The following is a 15170-nucleotide window of genomic DNA, read 5'->3' as shown; positions in this document are numbered from 1 at the left end:
TGGAGGAATGGAAATGAATAGAGAAGATTTAAGAAAAGTTGAGTGGAAAGAAAAAGCGGCTCCTATGTATGGCAATAGTGAAGTATCTAACGAGCATAAACAGATAAATAATACAGGGTATTTTCATATGTGGATTAAGGATAAGATCGTTTATTTAGATGGTGCTGAAGAAATGAGAGTTAACGCCTTAGTAGAAAAAGAAAGTGGTGAAATGGTCTATGTCAATTCTATTGATATAAGATTTTGTGAAACCTGCATATAACGGGTATAGCGTATGAGCAATGAAAAAGAATTAAGGGTTGTAATTCTAAGTGTAAAAGATAAGTATATCAAGTGCAATGATTTAAATTTAAAGAAGCTCATGGGAAAAATTATTGCAGGAGATATAAGTATAAATAATAGAAACATGTAGAACAATAAGAAAAATATATGAAAGAAGGAATGTTTATGCAATTAAGAAAAGAATTTGTTAATGGGGAACACAGAATAGCTGTAACTAGTACAACTTTTGGTATGAATGGTATGACTACTACTACAGGATATGTAGAGTTTACTGAAAAAGATGAGGAAAAAGTAGATGAGCTAATAGCTACATGTAACAATAGAAAAAGTTCTCGAATCGAGAGAAACTTAATTAATTCTTATAATTATGTAAAAGAATGTATTGATAAAAGTGAATGGGTTCAAGAAATGATTAGAAATAATATACCACAAGATCAAATCAATAATAAGATAATGGAAAGATTCGAATATGGTATAGAGCAAATGAATCTAAAGGAGCAAAGTTCTAAACTATATCAAGTTAATTAGCATATATGGGGAGGTTAAAGGCATGAATCTAAGAGATATTAGAGAATCAAAAGGATTTGATCTAGTATATGTTTCAAAAATGACAGGTGTTACTAAAGGGGCTTTAAAGAAATTTGAAGAAGGACAATATGACTTAAAACTAAGTGAGGCTAAAAGCATAGCTAGGTTCTTCAAGATAAATGTATACAGCTTAATTGGCAAAGAAACATCAAGTAATAATAGATTTAATGTCAAATTTGAAAAGAATCTATTAAAGCTTAGGAGAAAAGCCATGATGTTTAGAAATAATGAATTTGCTAACTCAATAGGCATTTCAACAAAGATTTTAGGCGAAATTGAGAATAGAGATTATGACATAAGAATTAGTCTATTATTTAAAATATGTGAGAGTTTAAAACTAGATATAGAAGAAGTACTAATATGTGCTTGATTCAATATATGTATCCAAAAGCAGTAAATTAAGAATTAAAAACTAAAGTGCAATATATGCACATTAGTGATAGAAAAGATTAATAGGCAGTGTAATGCTAAAAATTAGGAGGAAAAGAAGATGACGGATAGACAAAAGCAAGTATTTAAATATAAAAATAAATTTTTTATATTGATGGAACGTGATTATGGATTTGATATTTATGTAGGCGATTTTGATGGGATAATAGTAATATATATTAACGAAAAACTGCCTAAATGGAAGAAGCAAATGTGGACACATAAGGCAATGAAAGCAGTTTTAAAGAGGGATCGTAGATGTGCTTAGCAATAGTGGTTACAGCAAAAGATATAACTAGTCTAGAAGAGAAAATAGCTAGAAATAAAAATGATCAGAAGAAGTTTTTAAAAGATAGTAAAAATAATATAAAAAAATAGAAGCCCATTTCCAAAGGAAATAGACCAAAACTCGCAACTTTAGTTTATCCTTTGGAGATGAAAATGTCAAGGAGGATACTTATGGCAGTAGCTATATTACAAGCATATTTAGATTACTGTAAAGAAAATAATGTTATTCCAAATGTAGTTGAGCTTAATGAATGGAAGAAGAAATATAATCATAGATAGTTAATTGATAATGTAGGAATCTTCTACATTAAGAAGTAAAAGGTCAGGTGTAGTTTTTCCTACACCTGAAGTACACTTATAATTCTCAAATAAGGAGAAAATACAATGGAAAAAATATATACAAAAGGAATAGATGAATCAATTTCATATAAATTAATTTTAGATAAATTTTTAGTACAAGTTATCAAGGAATATAAAAAGAAAATTTATCCAAGGATTCATAGGAAGTTACTTATCAGGGATGTAGTAATAGTAGCTGATAAGTTAACAAGACCTACTATAGGAAGATATAAAGCTATTGAAAGTGAGGAATATGACTATACTCATAAGATTACGGTGAGCACAAGCCTCTTAGATAGCTATTTATATACGCGTTCACGCAAAACATACTACAAGAACATGATAAAACACACTATAGCACATGAAATCTTGCATGCAATTGTTAAAGAAAAATATGAGCGCTTTTTTAAAACCTCATTAAATGATGGTAGTCCTATTTTTCTAAGTTTACTTACGTTTTTTAATGTACCTAGCGGTCATAGAGCTATGGGAAGTTTTATGAGAACTGAGTTATATAAAAAAGTAAAAGAATTTAATAGCTTTGATGAGCTTGATGATTTTATATTCGAAAAGCTAATGGAGTACAAAGATATGTTTAGAGAATTAGAAAAAATAGGAGATGAAAAGAAGGAAATCATTTATTTAAATGACTTTATTTTTTCAAGTGGTGAAGTAACAGGAATAAAGGGATATAGTACTATTACTGGAGAAGACAATGGAGTAAGATGTAAAGCTAGTATATTTGAAATAGGACCATATACTGAGATATCAGATATAAGAAAACTTGTAATTAAAAAAATTAAAGCAAATAGTTTTGAGAATAAGATTATAACAATTGATAAAAAGAGTGCTTTAAAAGTGCAGCATATGGACGTATAGAAAAAGGAGAATAATATGATAAATACTAATAAACATAAACTATATTTAAAAGCTTTTGATAATGCTTTAATAGCTTATGAAGAAGCTTTTAGAGATAATAAGAAAAATCTCAAGGAGATTATAAGGAAAATAATTGTATATGGAGTTAAATCAATAATTACTAAAGAACAAGATGATTCTCAGTCAGAATTGAATTTTATTATGGCAGAAGGAATAACACAATTAATGGGATCTCTAACGCCTGGAGAATTTATTTCACTTTATCCTATTAAAAAAGAATATGACGGAGATAAATCGGGCTTCAAAGATTATTACTATACCAAGGACTATATGGACACTTTAAATGCTGATGAGCCAATAGGACAAGAAATAATTAATCTTTTATGGGAATACCACAATATAGAAATAAAATTATTTAATGTTAAGTTACTTGGATACATGAGTGATGTTAGGGTTCTAAATGGAGGAAGAAGTTTAGAAAAAGAATTTTCAGATGATATGGGATTAAAAACTATTAGGATGTATAAATGTAACAATGGAAAACAATTTATGATTAATGAAAATGGAAGGACAACTAAAATAATAAATAAAAGGCCAAGCTATTTAAAGTTAGTTAAATAAGATTTTATATAAATAGTCTAAAGAGAATTTAGAGTTTTTGTGGATAGTAAAACAAAACTTATCACTAATATTGGAGGAATAAATGGATAAAATTTTGAAAAAAGAAATAGAGAATTCATTATGTAATTATTTTATTAAAGAAAAAGTTATTTACAACTTAAATAAAAAAATAAATTTTCTTCAAGAACAAATTAAGGTCATAGAGAATGAAATAAATGACGATGAAAAAACTTTAGAAAATTACAATTTCAATATAAAACATCCATATATTAAAAATCACACTAAGGAATCAATTATTTCTATAATAGAAAAAAAACAATTAGAAATATCTAATATTGCTGCTCAAATAAATAATACTAAAGAAAAAATAAGAAACATTGAAATAGATTCTGAAAAAATTAAAGTTAATATTGAAGAGCTCAAAGAAATAAATAAGGATTATATGGAACTACTTAGATTGAAGTATGGATTATGTAAATATAGCGAGAAGCAGATAGCTTTTAAACTTCATTCTAGCCAACCAACAATAAATAGAATGAAGGAAATTGCATTAAGTAATATAGCTAAATGGAATCAACTGATGTAAAAATATATATGAATAGAAATTGAATAATAGTTGCATAAATTACAGGAAGTTAATATGTTATAATATAATTAACAGGTGGTATTAGTAAATGTGTCCAGCCTAGAGTTGTAGGTTAACTATACCTAAAACGAGGTGATTTTATTGATAGATAAGGCAAGAGTTAAAGAATTATATGTAAAAGGACATAATGCAGTTGAAATTGCTAGGTTAACTAATAATAAGATAGATGCTGTTAGAAAGTGCATACAAAGAAATTTTGAACATTTAAAATATAGCCATGAAGTAGCACTAACACAAAGAAGAGAAGAAATTAGGGCAGTTAATTACGGATCTAAAAGATATCTTAGCGATAAGGCATTTATATTAAAAAATAGGTCTATTTATAAAACATTGCCTAATGGAGATATTGTCCTTGATAATGAGGTAGCTGGAACAGTTACATGGGATACTCCAAGAAGGTTAGTAAATGAAAATAAGAGTATAGTATAGATTATTCTAGGCGCTCAATTGTGAGCGCCTTTTATATATGTAAGAGAAAAAGAGAGACCGGTTAGGATAGATGATTATATTAAAATTATCCTAAACCAGTCTAGATATAATTGATGAGAACAATCAATCATCGCTTATATCCATAATTTTCACTTAATTTAATATAAAGCTTGTACAATAAAATGTACACTTACATAGATTGTAAGAATATCATATGTTCTTTTCATTTTCAGAGTTAGTATGTTCAGTTTCTTTGGGATTATTATTACTTTTCTCACCACTATCCCTTCTTTCAAATTTGAGTTTAAATGGTGGAATATTAATAGTAAACTCTTCTAAACTCCAATCATCTAACCATGTAAAATGCTTTGACATTTGTAAATCACTCTCCTTTGTAAATAAAAATTTAATATAATTGTATTTTAATAAACTGGATAATATTACTATAGGATGATAGAAATAAGGAGGTAATTAACATGGAGTATATAACCTACATATGTAGAAGCTGTAATAAAGAATTTATATTATTAACTCATGAATTAGAATCTAACATAAGACAAGGGCAGCATATTTTATGTTGTTACTGCGGAGATAAACAGGTGAAGAAAGTTAATGAATCAGACAGTATTAAGGAGTGTATGAGGGAAAGAAGATATATGAGGAATAAACATGGAGCTTTAGTACAAAAATAAGGAAATTTTTATGTGAACATAGAGGAAAAAATGTATTAAGATAGAATTTATAACGTAGAGAGGATGTGGTTAAGTGGAAGAAAAAGATCTACAAGAAATTCTTATGGAAAAACATAATATTATAAAAGAGTTGAGAAAAGGACATGAAGAAGCTATAGAAAGTAAAATTAGAATTTTTAATAAGTACATGGAAAAGTTATTGCCTACTTTTAAATTTATTAGAGAGCGAATGTATTTTTTTGGGCATCCAGCAACTCACTATATTACTAAGATAGGTCCTATAATTGGGCATAACAAAGAAGAAGGTTTATTATTTGCATATGAAGTTGAAAAAGAGAGAATAGTTGTCATTAACACACATGATACTGAAGATGTCAAACCAATAAGTACATATAAATTTTTTAGAGAAAGAAGTTTTAAAGATGTCATTGATGGCTTAACTTATAATGAAAAGTTACTTGATATAATAATTGATGAATTGAATGAAATAAAGAATAAAGATGAAAAAGAAATAGAAAATTACAATATTGATTAATGTAGAGCCTTATTAAAAGGGCTCTTTTTTATACTCAAAATTAAAGAGGTGAGTCTATTGGCAAAATCTAAATGGGAAGATATTAAAGATAAATTAATACTTATTGAAGGTTGGGCACGTGATGGGCTCACTGATGAACAAATAGCTGCTAATTTAGGAATAGGGAAGACAGCATTTTATAAATATAAAAAAGAACATGTGAACTTTGCGAACGCCTTAAAAAAGGGAAAAGAAGTTATTGATTTTGAAGTTGAAAATTCACTTCTTAAAAGAGCTTTAGGTTATAAATATGAAGAAGTTACTAAAGAAAGAATTATTGATGGTGGACAAAGGAGTAGGCATACTGAAGGTAAAGTTGAACTTACAGAACAGGATTGGTTATTTGCGTTAGCATATTTTAATAATCAATGTTGTTATTGTGGAGATAGTACCAATTTAACTAAAGATCATATAGTTCCACTTAAAGCAGGAGGTCAATATACTCGCAATAACATAGTTCCTTGTTGTAAAAGCTGTAATAGCTCTAAACATACTAATGACATGCTAGAGTGGTATGAAAAACAAGAATTTTATAGTCAAGAAAGATTAGATAAAATATATAACTATATTGGCTTTATAAATAGGCTAATGAGTGTTGAGAGTAATGCTTCTACAAGTTTAACAGTAACTAAGATAGTAGAAAAAGAAGTTATTCCAGATGTTACGGCACAAATATTCTGGCTTAAGAATAGAAGACCTGATAAATGGAGAGATAAGCAAGAAATGCAGCATAGTGGAGATATGGGATTAAATATAGTAGTTGACTATGGTGATGATGATGAAGGAAGTTAAAGTTCAATTCAATGCTATTTTTAAAGAGTTCAATAAGTGCAAAAAAAGATATAGACTAGCTAAAGGTTCAGCAGGTTCCGGAAAGTCCGTTAATATAGCTCAAGACTTTATTTTAAAGCTTGTAGATATTAGATATAAAGGAGCTAACCTACTTGTAGTTAGAAAGATTGAATCAAGTAATAAGGATTCAACCTTTGCTGAGTTACAAGCAGCTATTTATAAAATATATGGCGAAAATACTCCTATGTATTGGGATATCAAAGAGAATCCATTAGAAATAACAAGTAGAGTAACTGGAAATAAGATAATATTTCGTGGTATGGCTGATGCAAGACAAAGGGAAAAGGTTAAGTCTATAACATTTAAACAAGGAAAATTAACTTGGATATGGATTGAAGAATCTACCGAACTATTTGAATCTGACATAGATATCTTAGACGATAGACTTAGAGGTGATTTATCATTTAATCCTAATTTATATTATCAAATTACTTTTTCTTTTAATCCAGTATCGGCTTCACATTTTATAAAGGCTAAATATTTTGATATACAGAACCAGGATATATTTACTCATCAAAGCACATACAAAGAGAATAGATTTATTGATGATGCTTATTCAAGACGTATGGAGATGAGAAAAGAAAGAGATCCAGAAGGTTATAGAGTATATGGTTTAGGTGAATGGGGAGAAACTGGTGGATTAATATTAACCAATTATAAGGTTCATGACTTTGACATAAAGCCTAAATTCTTTGATAACATGGTAAACTCTCAAGACTTTGGTTTTAATCATGCTAATTGTATAGGAGAGATTGGATTTAAAGATGGAGATTTATATGTATGTAGGGAAATATACGTATTTGAGAAGGATACTGAAGAAATTATAACACTTGCAAATACTAAGAACTTTAATAAGAGTTTAAGTATGCATTGTGATAGTGCTGAACCAGATAGGATAAAAATGTGGAAGAAAGCAGGATATAGAGCTAGAGGGGTAAAGAAGGAATCCGGAAGTGTTAAAGCGCAAATAGATTATCTAAAACAAAGAACTATACACATACATCCTTCATGTGTAAATACAATAAAAGAAATTCAACAATGGAAATGGAAGAAAGACGAGAAAACCAATACTTATCTAGATGAACCTGTAGAGTTTATGGATGATGCTATGGCAATGCTTAGATATAGTATTGAAGATATAAGAAGAAATAGAAAATGGTTAGTTTAAGGAGGTGGTATAAATGCTGTTAGATATCTTATCAGACAATGAGATTATAGCTGCTAAAGCATTAGAAAAAGCATTAGCTAAAGATAGAATTTCAGATAAGAAAAAGAAAGCCAGGGAAGGGTTAGCTTATTACAAAGGTGAGCATGAAATCCTAAACTATAGGCTTTTTTATTTTGATTCAAATGGAGTACTTAAAGAAGATAAATATAAAAGTAATATTAAGATACAACATCAATTTCATACTGAATTAGTAGATCAAAAGGTCCAGTACTTATTGTCCAATCCCTTGGAGGTAATAACTAAAGATGAAAAGCTTCAGGAATATCTAAAAGAGTATATTAATGAGCAGTTCCAGGAGTTATTACAGGATACTATAGAAGGTGCTGCTAATAAGTCTTATGAATACGTATATGCTTATAAAGATTTTACTGGAAAATTATCATTTCAGATAGCTGATTCATTAGGGATAATACCTATTTATGATGAATCAGATAACTACAGTTTAAAGGCAATAGTTAGATATTATGATATTACTGTATATGATGATAATCTAAAGGAATTAACTATTACTAAAGTTGAAGTATGGACAGATACACATACAACTTACTATATACAAAGAAAAGATAAATCAGGTTATGAACTTGATAAAGGTATACAGATAAATCCTAAACCTCATATAGTTTTAGAAGATGATACGGCTATATATGATGGGGGAGGACTTGGATATATACCTTTCTTTAGGTTAGATAATAATAAGTACCAGAAGACAGATCTAGAACCTATAAAGGCTTTAATAGACGATTATGATTTAATGGCCTGTGGATTATCAAATAATCTTCAAGATTTTCAGGAAGCTATCTATGTTGTTAAAGGATATCCAGGAGATAGTTTAGATGAGCTTACACAAAATCTAAAGACGAAGAAAACAATAGGTGTAGATGGTGATAACGGAGGTCTTGAAGTAAAAACTATAGATATTCCAGTAGAAGCTAGAAAGACTAAATTAGAGCTTGATAAAAACTCTATATATAAGTTTGGTATGGGTTTTGATTCATCTCAAATAGGTGATGGTAATATAACTAACATTGTTATTAAATCCAGGTATGCACTTTTAGATCTTAAGTGTAATAAAGCAGAAACAAGACTAAGAACATTAGTAAGGCAGTTATTAAAGATTATAGTAGATGATATTAATTCTAGATATGGTACAGCTTATAATTATCAAGATATTGAGATCAATATCGTAAGAGAAACTATGGTAAATGAGGATTCTGTAGTAGCTAATGGAAAGGTTGAAGCAGAAACACAAGCAGCATTAATAAACAATGTCTTATTAGCTGGTAATACAATTAGCAACGATACTAAGCTTAAACTTATATGTGAAATACTAGAACTTGATTATGAAGAAGAGAAGAAAGCTTTAGAAGGTCAAGGTCCATATGTTGATATAAATAAGCTTAGTGATGAATTAATAAATAAAGCTAATAATTCCGGTGGTGATGTAGTTGAGTAAGTATTATGATGAACTTTTAGCTCTAGCTGAAAAAGATGAAGAAAAAATAAAGAAGACACTTATTCAAAACTATGTAGAATCCATAGCTGAGATGAAAAAGAAAATAAAAGATTATACTCAAACAACTGAAACCTTAAGTTTTGCTAAACAGATGGAACTTAAAAGATATGATACTTTAATAGAACAAATGAATTCTATATTAAAAGGGTTATATGATAATAACTATGATGCAATAGTAGATTATGATATTACTAATTTTGATAGAGAGTATTTTGGAGTATTTTATCAAGCTGAAAATATAGGTAAAGTAAACCTTCAATTTAGCCTTTTAAACGAAGATTATATAAGACAGGCAATAGAAGCACCAATAGAAGGTTTAAAGCTATCAGAAAGGCTATATGTTAAGAAGTTGAATGATATGAAGTTAAGAGTTAAAGGTGCAGTTACTCAAGGACTAATTAATTCTAGTGGATATCCTTCAATAGCTGAAAATATTTCAAGTATAGGCTGGACAGACTTTAATCATGCCCTTACTATAGCAAGAACTGAAGGTGGAAGAATGAAATCATTAGGTAGACAACAAGGTCAGCAAGAAGCAGTAAATAAAGGTGTAGATTTACAAAAGAAATGGTTATCTACTCTTGATAAAAAGACTAGACACTCACATAAAAAATTAGATGGTCAAATAGTAGCTATAGATGAAGAGTTTGAGATTAATGGACATAAGGCTCCTCAACCTAGATTATTTGGAGTAGCAAGTGAAGATATTAACTGTAGATGTGATACTGTAACAATAGTTGAGGGTATCTCATCACGCTTAAGACGAGATAATATAACAAAGGATACAGTTACTTATAAGAACTATGAGAACTGGTATAAAAACAGAGTAGAGCCGAAAGAAGAACATAAAGGAAAAATTAATAAAATAAAAGGCAATAATTAGAATATATAATAATGAGGTGAAAATGGAGCCTGTCCAATAAATTAGTCTAAATTATTATTAGTTGAATTATCAGGGTTAGATGCAGGTGTTTTTACACCATCAACAATACGTACATGATATTTAGGATAATTACCTAATTCAATTTCCTTTACAAATTGATTGAGGTCCATATCCTTACCAGTATAATTGTCATGAAAGTTAGTATTTCTACCAGTGTTTGATTCATTAGTAACAGATATTCTTTTTCTTGCCAATTTAATCACCTCAAAAGTGACAGGCTCCAAGAATATTTTAACATATAATTACAAATGTTGTCCTAATGAAAAAGCTTTACTATTAAGGCTTTTTTATTATGCTCTTTTTACACGTTTGCAGAGCATAAAGAACAAAGAACTCTTAACAGGGACAGACCTGTATAAAAATGTATTGGAGGAATAGAAAGATGGAATGGTTAAGAAAATTATTAGAAGGCGCAACAATAGCAGATGGAAAATTAGATATAGAAGCTTTAATGACTTCTATAAACACTGAGTTTCCTAAAAATGCGGTACCAAAGGATAAATATAATGACATTAGCGGTGAACTTAAAACAGCTAATGCTACTATCAAGGATCTAAAGAAAAATAACTCGGATAATGAAACACTACAGAATACAATTAAGGAACACGAGACGACAATAGCCACTTTAAAGGCTGACTCAACAAAGAGAGAAAAAGAGTATTCAGTTAAAGGTGCTTTAGAGAAAGCCGGAGCTACTGATATAGAGTATTTACTGTACAAGCTTGGTGGAGTAGATAAACTTGAAGTGGATTCAGAAGGTAAGATAAAAGATTTAGATAATAAAATAAAGGATTTACAAGCTACTAATGCTACATTCTTTAAAACTATAGAAAGTAATGAAAATAAACCTAAGGTAATAGAAAATAAATTACCTGGAGGAGAACAAACAAAATCATTTACTAAAGATGAAGTTGCTAAAATGTCTCCACAAGAGATTAATGCAAATTGGGATGTAATAAAAACAATAGATTTAAGTAAATAAGAGAGGATGATGTTAAATGTCAGTATCAAATTTTATACCAACAATATGGGAAGCTAGATTAGTAGAGAACTATCACAAAACATCTATAGCAGATGTTATCACAACTCCACCAACCAAGATAGAAGGGAACAAGCTTGTATTTAATAATGTAGGTGCTGTAGCTATTAAAGATTATATAGGAGCTGTTGAATGGGATGAATTAGACACCCCTAAAGTAGAAATAAACATGAATCAAAAGAAGTATTGGGCAATAAAGCTCGATGATGTAGATGCGATTCAAGCTGCTGGAGATTTAGTAGATGCTCATACAGCTGAAGCATCAGCAACACTAAATGAGGTTATAGACACTCATGTTTTATCACAAATGGCAACAGGAGCAGGTAAGAAACTTGGTGCTAAAACAGTGAATAAAACTAATGCTTATGATCTAATTGTAGATATGGGAACAGAATTAAATAAGAAAAAAGCACCTAAGATTAATAGATATGTAGTTATTAACTCAGACTATTTAGGACTATTATCAAAGGATGATAGATTTACTAAGCAGCCTATAATACTTCAAAATGGAGTAGTTGAAGGTCAAGTTATAAATGGATTCCAAGTAGTAGTTTCTGAAGAAGTTCCAGTTGCATCAGGAGCAGCGACTATAATAGGCCTTTATAAAGGTGCTACAGGACACGGTAAGCAACTACAAGAGACAGAAGCGTTAAGATTACAAGATGCTTTTGCAGATGGTATGAGAGGACTTTGTGTTCATGGAACTGGGGTTATTAAGGCAGATGGATTGGTAACAGCAGTAGTTACTATAGGAGTTGAAGGAGCATAGAACTAGAGGGAATCTCTAGTTCTTTTTAGGTGGTGGTAATTTGATAATCACTTTAGAGAAAGCTAAACAGTTACTAGGAGTAAATGATACTTCTAAGGACTTTGAGATAGAAGAAAAGCTTAAAGGTTTAGAAATAACAGTAAGAAACTTAACTAACAATAAATTCTTAGATATTAGAGTTAGAAGTCATAGAAAGCTTGCATTTGATTCTGATAGTAAAACTATAGCTGGAGATAACTTTCTTAAATTAGGCTTTAGAGTAGGAGATTCCATAGATATAGATGATTGTTTATTGAACAAAGGTATATTTACTATAGTAGCTGCTGCCGATAACTCTATCACTGTTAATGAGGATATATTAGATGAAGAATATACAAGCCTTATAACTAAGATAGTATACCCTTATGACATTGTACAAGGAGTAATTAAGCTTATTAACTATGACTTCAAGATGTCAGATAAAATAGGAGTAAAACAAGAATCTATATCTAGATATTCAGTTACTTATTATGATTTAAATTCAACTGAGAGCATAGAAGGTTATCCAGCTGCTCTTATGAAGTTTTTAAATAAGTATAAGAAGTTGAGGTGGTCTTAATGGATACTTCTAAATGTCCTGAATACTCAGTTATGGGAGTAATACAAACCGATAATGGAATAGGCGGGTTTGTAGAGACACAAGAAGAATTATCTAAAGTTAAAGGATTTTTAGATCTATTAACAGGAGATGAAAAGACAACTAATAATACTTTTATGGAAGAATCCACTCATATTCTATTAATGAATTATAGAGCTGGGATAAAGGCTAAAGAGAATTGGTTAGTTGATGAAATAGGTAATAGATATGATATTACGCTTGTAGATGATCCTATGAACTTCCACAGGCATTTAGAGATTTACCTAAAGTTTGTAGGTGATAAGATATGACTTTTGTAAATAATTCTAAAGCATGTAAAGAAGCCATAAGAAAAGCTCAAGTTAAATGGTTATATGCGGCAGGTGAGCTATTAGTAAGTACTATAAGACCTTTAATACCAGTAATGACTTCTAATCTTAAAACTTCACTTGATTATGTGGTAGATGAAGATAAGATGACATTAACAGTAGGTGTTGGAGAAGAATATGCTGTATATGTTGAGTTTGGAACTGGTGAATTTGCAGAGAATGGCCAAGGGCGTAAAGGTGGATGGACTTACAAAGATCCTATAACAGGTGAAACAGTATTTACATGGGGGCAGGACCCACAACCGTATATGAGACCAGGTTATAGGAATCAGAAAAAGAATATTGAAGCTTTACTTGCAAAATATTTAAAAGAGCTTGGGACTTCAGCTAAAATAACCATGAAGAAGGTGAAGAAATGATACCTTTTTTACAAGAATTAAATAAAGAATTTAAGAAGGTATGTACTGAAAGTTATTTTGAATATAATACAGCTAAAACAGTAACATACCCATACTTAACATATACCCTTTCTAGTGAAGATTTAGAGCACCAGGAAGGATTTTATATTGATGTAGATATATTTGATAACTGTGGTTCAAACACAGTAAATTTGGAGCAATTAACACAAAATCTTAAGCGGCATTTTAAACGTAATGCTATTCTTACAGATGAGTTATTAATTCAATTTGAATATCAAACAGCTAGGAATATACCTACTATGTCAGAAATGATAAAAAGAAGATCTGTACAGTTATATTGTAAAGTAGATTGGAGGTAATAATATGGTGAAGCAAGCATTGAAAACAAGTGGATATAGCGCTAACACTTCAAAATATTATCTGCTAAATGCAGGAGCTATATTTAAGAATGTTGAATATAATGCGACCAGTGGAAAATATGAGGGTGATCCGATTGGAGCTACTACGGAAGGAGCTAAGCTAAATATAGCTATAAGCTTAAGACAACCAGAAGTTGATGGGGTTCTAACTAAAGTAAAAGGTAATGATGTTATAGAAAACATAGAAGCTACATTAGAATGTACTCTAAAGGAATGGAAAAAAGAAAATATAGCTAATGCTTTATTTGCAGATGTAACAGCAGGTAATGGAACTACAACTCCTACTGGATACAAAATAATCAAAGGAAGAAATGAAATTCTTGATAGTGACTATATAACTAATATAGCCTATGTAGGTAAGATATCAGGAGAAAATGAACCTGTAATAATCTTTCTAAAGAATGCTTTAAACACAGCGGGTCTATCTATAGAAACAGCCGATAAAGGTGAAGCTGGAATACCTTGCAAGTTTGAAGCGAGGGCCGATGCAGATAAACCAGAAGATTATAATAGCATATGGGAAATAGTATACCCAGAAACAACACCTTAAGCTAGGAGAAATCCTAGTTTTTATTTTTAGGAGGAACTTATATGGAAGATGAAAAGCTAGTAATGAGAAAACTTACAGGACAAGATTTATTTCCAATGCTCAAGATTTTGAGTAAGGTCAAAGTAAAAGATATGGTAATGGAGTTTATTAAGAAAAGAGAAGAGTTTATTAAAAATGCTAAAGAGTATACAGAAAAAGAGCAAATGCAAATAGGTATGGAGCTATTTGGAGAAATAATTAACACAACTCTAGCTAATTTAGAACTAGCTAAAGATGATATCAATAAGCTTCTAGCTAACCTATGCAATGTAGAAATATTTGAAATTGAAAAACTTAATATGATCGAATATACAGAATTAATTTTAGGCTTTTTTGAAAAGGATGAATTAGCCGATTTTTTCAAATGTATTTCTTCATCCAAAAAGTTAAGGAATTTAATATAAAGGATTTACTATTTAAAAGATACTCCAATGTTAATGAACTCTTAGGAACTTTTAATGATTTTAAGGACCTTAAGGAGTACTTAGAAGATCTTTTAGATAAATCCATGGATGAAGAAATGTACGAGTACTATATTCATAAATCAATTCTAAGTGATGTTAGTTTCGAAGATTTCAAAAATAGTATTATACAGCAAGTTAAGGCAAGTCAAATGACAGATAAAGAAGTAGATACAATTATGAATGATGCATTCCAATACATTGAACCAAGGAGGTGAGAATAGAT

Annotated in this window: 25 protein-coding genes and 1 pseudogene; 24 read left to right on the top strand and 2 right to left on the bottom strand. The window is 29.8% G+C overall.

Annotated elements, in window-relative coordinates; all coding sequences use genetic code 11:
• Positions 1 to 13: 13 nt before the first annotated feature.
• From L1S49_RS04270 to L1S49_RS04230, 9 genes are all read left to right on the top strand, one after another.
• A complete protein-coding gene (locus L1S49_RS04270) occupies positions 14 to 262 on the top strand; it encodes a hypothetical protein (protein WP_238902693.1) in 249 nt (82 codons plus the stop codon).
• Positions 263 to 274: 12 nt separating this feature from the next.
• Entirely contained in the window at positions 275 to 412 is a 138-nt protein-coding gene (locus L1S49_RS04265; protein ID WP_238902692.1) for a hypothetical protein, read from the top strand.
• Positions 413 to 447: 35 nt separating this feature from the next.
• On the top strand, positions 448 to 810 hold the full coding sequence (locus tag L1S49_RS04260) for a hypothetical protein (protein WP_238902691.1): 363 nt from the start codon (positions 448 to 450) through the stop codon (positions 808 to 810).
• A gap of 22 nt (positions 811 to 832) precedes the next feature.
• The gene (locus L1S49_RS04255; RefSeq protein WP_238902690.1) at positions 833 to 1240 is read left to right on the top strand and encodes a helix-turn-helix domain-containing protein; all 408 of its coding nucleotides are present in this window, start codon (positions 833 to 835) and stop codon (positions 1238 to 1240) included.
• Between the two features lie 120 nt (positions 1241 to 1360).
• Positions 1361 to 1567, top strand: coding sequence for a hypothetical protein (locus L1S49_RS04250; RefSeq protein WP_238902689.1), 207 nt, complete (start codon positions 1361 to 1363; stop codon positions 1565 to 1567).
• A 404-nt stretch (positions 1568 to 1971) separates the two neighbouring features.
• Positions 1972 to 2805: a hypothetical protein gene (locus L1S49_RS04245; RefSeq protein WP_238902688.1), complete on the top strand. Its 834-nt coding sequence runs from the start codon at positions 1972 to 1974 to the stop codon at positions 2803 to 2805.
• Between the two features lie 15 nt (positions 2806 to 2820).
• On the top strand, positions 2821 to 3426 hold the full coding sequence (locus L1S49_RS04240) for a hypothetical protein (protein ID WP_238902687.1): 606 nt from the start codon (positions 2821 to 2823) through the stop codon (positions 3424 to 3426).
• An 82-nt stretch (positions 3427 to 3508) separates the two neighbouring features.
• The gene (locus tag L1S49_RS04235) at positions 3509 to 4012 is read left to right on the top strand and encodes a hypothetical protein (protein ID WP_238902686.1); all 504 of its coding nucleotides are present in this window, start codon (positions 3509 to 3511) and stop codon (positions 4010 to 4012) included.
• Between the two features lie 132 nt (positions 4013 to 4144).
• Complete coding sequence (locus tag L1S49_RS04230; protein ID WP_238902685.1) at positions 4145 to 4501, top strand: DUF1670 domain-containing protein; 357 nt, start codon at positions 4145 to 4147, stop codon at positions 4499 to 4501.
• A gap of 210 nt (positions 4502 to 4711) precedes the next feature.
• Here the strand turns inward: L1S49_RS04230 and L1S49_RS04225 are convergent, their stop codons facing one another.
• Positions 4712 to 4876: a hypothetical protein gene (locus tag L1S49_RS04225; protein WP_238902684.1), complete on the bottom strand. Its 165-nt coding sequence runs from the start codon at positions 4874 to 4876 to the stop codon at positions 4712 to 4714.
• A 101-nt stretch (positions 4877 to 4977) separates the two neighbouring features.
• On the opposite strand from L1S49_RS04225, the gene L1S49_RS04220 reads away from it, so the two are divergent.
• The 6 genes and pseudogenes from L1S49_RS04220 (at position 4978) to L1S49_RS04190 (ending at position 10243) form a co-directional block, all read left to right on the top strand.
• The gene (locus L1S49_RS04220) at positions 4978 to 5193 is read left to right on the top strand and encodes a hypothetical protein (protein WP_238902683.1); all 216 of its coding nucleotides are present in this window, start codon (positions 4978 to 4980) and stop codon (positions 5191 to 5193) included.
• A gap of 73 nt (positions 5194 to 5266) precedes the next feature.
• Positions 5267 to 5728 (top strand): hypothetical protein, encoded by a 462-nt coding sequence (locus L1S49_RS04215; RefSeq protein ID WP_238902682.1) that lies wholly within the window; start codon positions 5267 to 5269, stop codon positions 5726 to 5728.
• A gap of 48 nt (positions 5729 to 5776) precedes the next feature.
• Positions 5777 to 6250: pseudogene (locus L1S49_RS23180) on the top strand (HNH endonuclease); the annotation flags it as partial.
• Between the two features lie 295 nt (positions 6251 to 6545).
• Positions 6546 to 7787: a PBSX family phage terminase large subunit gene (locus L1S49_RS04200; RefSeq protein WP_238902681.1), complete on the top strand. Its 1242-nt coding sequence runs from the start codon at positions 6546 to 6548 to the stop codon at positions 7785 to 7787.
• Between the two features lie 13 nt (positions 7788 to 7800).
• Entirely contained in the window at positions 7801 to 9300 is a 1500-nt protein-coding gene (locus tag L1S49_RS04195) for a phage portal protein (protein ID WP_238902680.1), read from the top strand.
• Complete coding sequence (locus tag L1S49_RS04190; protein ID WP_238902679.1) at positions 9293 to 10243, top strand: phage minor head protein; 951 nt, start codon at positions 9293 to 9295, stop codon at positions 10241 to 10243. Before L1S49_RS04195 ends, L1S49_RS04190 begins: the two co-directional genes overlap by 8 nt.
• A 41-nt stretch (positions 10244 to 10284) precedes the next feature.
• On the opposite strand, the gene L1S49_RS04185 is transcribed toward L1S49_RS04190, so the two are convergent.
• Positions 10285 to 10497 carry a hypothetical protein gene (locus tag L1S49_RS04185; protein ID WP_238902678.1) on the bottom strand — a complete coding sequence of 71 codons (213 nt, stop codon included), beginning with the start codon at positions 10495 to 10497 and terminating at the stop codon, positions 10285 to 10287.
• A gap of 188 nt (positions 10498 to 10685) precedes the next feature.
• Between L1S49_RS04185 and L1S49_RS04180 the strand changes: the two genes are divergently transcribed.
• From L1S49_RS04180 to L1S49_RS04140, 9 genes are read left to right on the top strand one after another with little or no spacing between them, the layout of a single operon-like run.
• A complete protein-coding gene (locus L1S49_RS04180) occupies positions 10686 to 11285 on the top strand; it encodes a phage scaffolding protein (protein WP_238902677.1) in 600 nt (199 codons plus the stop codon).
• A 16-nt stretch (positions 11286 to 11301) separates the two neighbouring features.
• On the top strand, positions 11302 to 12111 hold the full coding sequence (locus L1S49_RS04175; RefSeq protein ID WP_238902676.1) for a hypothetical protein: 810 nt from the start codon (positions 11302 to 11304) through the stop codon (positions 12109 to 12111).
• A gap of 40 nt (positions 12112 to 12151) precedes the next feature.
• Complete coding sequence (locus L1S49_RS04170) at positions 12152 to 12709, top strand: hypothetical protein (protein ID WP_238902675.1); 558 nt, start codon at positions 12152 to 12154, stop codon at positions 12707 to 12709.
• On the top strand, positions 12709 to 13038 hold the full coding sequence (locus L1S49_RS04165; RefSeq protein WP_238902674.1) for a head-tail adaptor protein: 330 nt from the start codon (positions 12709 to 12711) through the stop codon (positions 13036 to 13038). The genes L1S49_RS04170 and L1S49_RS04165 overlap by 1 nt, the downstream gene beginning before the upstream one ends.
• Positions 13035 to 13475 carry an HK97-gp10 family putative phage morphogenesis protein gene (locus L1S49_RS04160; RefSeq protein ID WP_238902673.1) on the top strand — a complete coding sequence of 147 codons (441 nt, stop codon included), beginning with the start codon at positions 13035 to 13037 and terminating at the stop codon, positions 13473 to 13475. Before L1S49_RS04165 ends, L1S49_RS04160 begins: the two co-directional genes overlap by 4 nt.
• A complete protein-coding gene (locus tag L1S49_RS04155) occupies positions 13472 to 13834 on the top strand; it encodes a hypothetical protein (RefSeq protein ID WP_238902672.1) in 363 nt (120 codons plus the stop codon). Before L1S49_RS04160 ends, L1S49_RS04155 begins: the two co-directional genes overlap by 4 nt.
• 4 nt (positions 13835 to 13838) lie before the next feature.
• Positions 13839 to 14444 (top strand): hypothetical protein, encoded by a 606-nt coding sequence (locus tag L1S49_RS04150; protein ID WP_238902671.1) that lies wholly within the window; start codon positions 13839 to 13841, stop codon positions 14442 to 14444.
• Positions 14445 to 14485: 41 nt separating this feature from the next.
• Complete coding sequence (locus L1S49_RS04145) at positions 14486 to 14887, top strand: hypothetical protein (RefSeq protein ID WP_238902670.1); 402 nt, start codon at positions 14486 to 14488, stop codon at positions 14885 to 14887.
• Positions 14848 to 15162 (top strand): hypothetical protein, encoded by a 315-nt coding sequence (locus L1S49_RS04140; protein ID WP_238902669.1) that lies wholly within the window; start codon positions 14848 to 14850, stop codon positions 15160 to 15162. Before L1S49_RS04145 ends, L1S49_RS04140 begins: the two co-directional genes overlap by 40 nt.
• Positions 15163 to 15170: the final 8 nt, after the last annotated feature.

This window comes from Clostridium sp. YIM B02506 (assembly GCF_022324845.1).
GTDB lineage: Bacteria > Bacillota > Clostridia > Clostridiales > Clostridiaceae > Clostridium_T > Clostridium_T intestinale.
This window is presented reverse-complemented; position numbering and strand designations above follow the sequence as displayed.

Excerpts from the sequence above, each read along its gene's own strand:
- L1S49_RS04270 (WP_238902693.1), top strand. The coding sequence starts at position 14 with ATGAATAGAGAAGATTTAAGAAAAGTTGAGTGGAAAGAAAAAGCGGCT.
- L1S49_RS04265 (WP_238902692.1), top strand. The coding sequence starts at position 275 with ATGAGCAATGAAAAAGAATTAAGGGTTGTAATTCTAAGTGTAAAAGAT.
- L1S49_RS04260 (WP_238902691.1), top strand. The coding sequence starts at position 448 with ATGCAATTAAGAAAAGAATTTGTTAATGGGGAACACAGAATAGCTGTA.
- L1S49_RS04255 (WP_238902690.1), top strand. The coding sequence starts at position 833 with ATGAATCTAAGAGATATTAGAGAATCAAAAGGATTTGATCTAGTATAT.
- L1S49_RS04250 (WP_238902689.1), top strand. The coding sequence starts at position 1,361 with ATGACGGATAGACAAAAGCAAGTATTTAAATATAAAAATAAATTTTTT.
- L1S49_RS04245 (WP_238902688.1), top strand. The coding sequence starts at position 1,972 with ATGGAAAAAATATATACAAAAGGAATAGATGAATCAATTTCATATAAA.
- L1S49_RS04240 (WP_238902687.1), top strand. The coding sequence starts at position 2,821 with ATGATAAATACTAATAAACATAAACTATATTTAAAAGCTTTTGATAAT.
- L1S49_RS04235 (WP_238902686.1), top strand. The coding sequence starts at position 3,509 with ATGGATAAAATTTTGAAAAAAGAAATAGAGAATTCATTATGTAATTAT.
- L1S49_RS04225 (WP_238902684.1), bottom strand. The coding sequence starts at position 4,876 with ATGTCAAAGCATTTTACATGGTTAGATGATTGGAGTTTAGAAGAGTTT.
- L1S49_RS04220 (WP_238902683.1), top strand. The coding sequence starts at position 4,978 with ATGGAGTATATAACCTACATATGTAGAAGCTGTAATAAAGAATTTATA.
- L1S49_RS04200 (WP_238902681.1), top strand. The coding sequence starts at position 6,546 with ATGAAGGAAGTTAAAGTTCAATTCAATGCTATTTTTAAAGAGTTCAAT.
- L1S49_RS04195 (WP_238902680.1), top strand. The coding sequence starts at position 7,801 with ATGCTGTTAGATATCTTATCAGACAATGAGATTATAGCTGCTAAAGCA.
- L1S49_RS04180 (WP_238902677.1), top strand. The coding sequence starts at position 10,686 with ATGGAATGGTTAAGAAAATTATTAGAAGGCGCAACAATAGCAGATGGA.
- L1S49_RS04175 (WP_238902676.1), top strand. The coding sequence starts at position 11,302 with ATGTCAGTATCAAATTTTATACCAACAATATGGGAAGCTAGATTAGTA.
- L1S49_RS04165 (WP_238902674.1), top strand. The coding sequence starts at position 12,709 with ATGGATACTTCTAAATGTCCTGAATACTCAGTTATGGGAGTAATACAA.
- L1S49_RS04160 (WP_238902673.1), top strand. The coding sequence starts at position 13,035 with ATGACTTTTGTAAATAATTCTAAAGCATGTAAAGAAGCCATAAGAAAA.
- L1S49_RS04155 (WP_238902672.1), top strand. The coding sequence starts at position 13,472 with ATGATACCTTTTTTACAAGAATTAAATAAAGAATTTAAGAAGGTATGT.
- L1S49_RS04150 (WP_238902671.1), top strand. The coding sequence starts at position 13,839 with ATGGTGAAGCAAGCATTGAAAACAAGTGGATATAGCGCTAACACTTCA.
- L1S49_RS04145 (WP_238902670.1), top strand. The coding sequence starts at position 14,486 with ATGGAAGATGAAAAGCTAGTAATGAGAAAACTTACAGGACAAGATTTA.
- L1S49_RS04140 (WP_238902669.1), top strand. The coding sequence starts at position 14,848 with ATGTATTTCTTCATCCAAAAAGTTAAGGAATTTAATATAAAGGATTTA.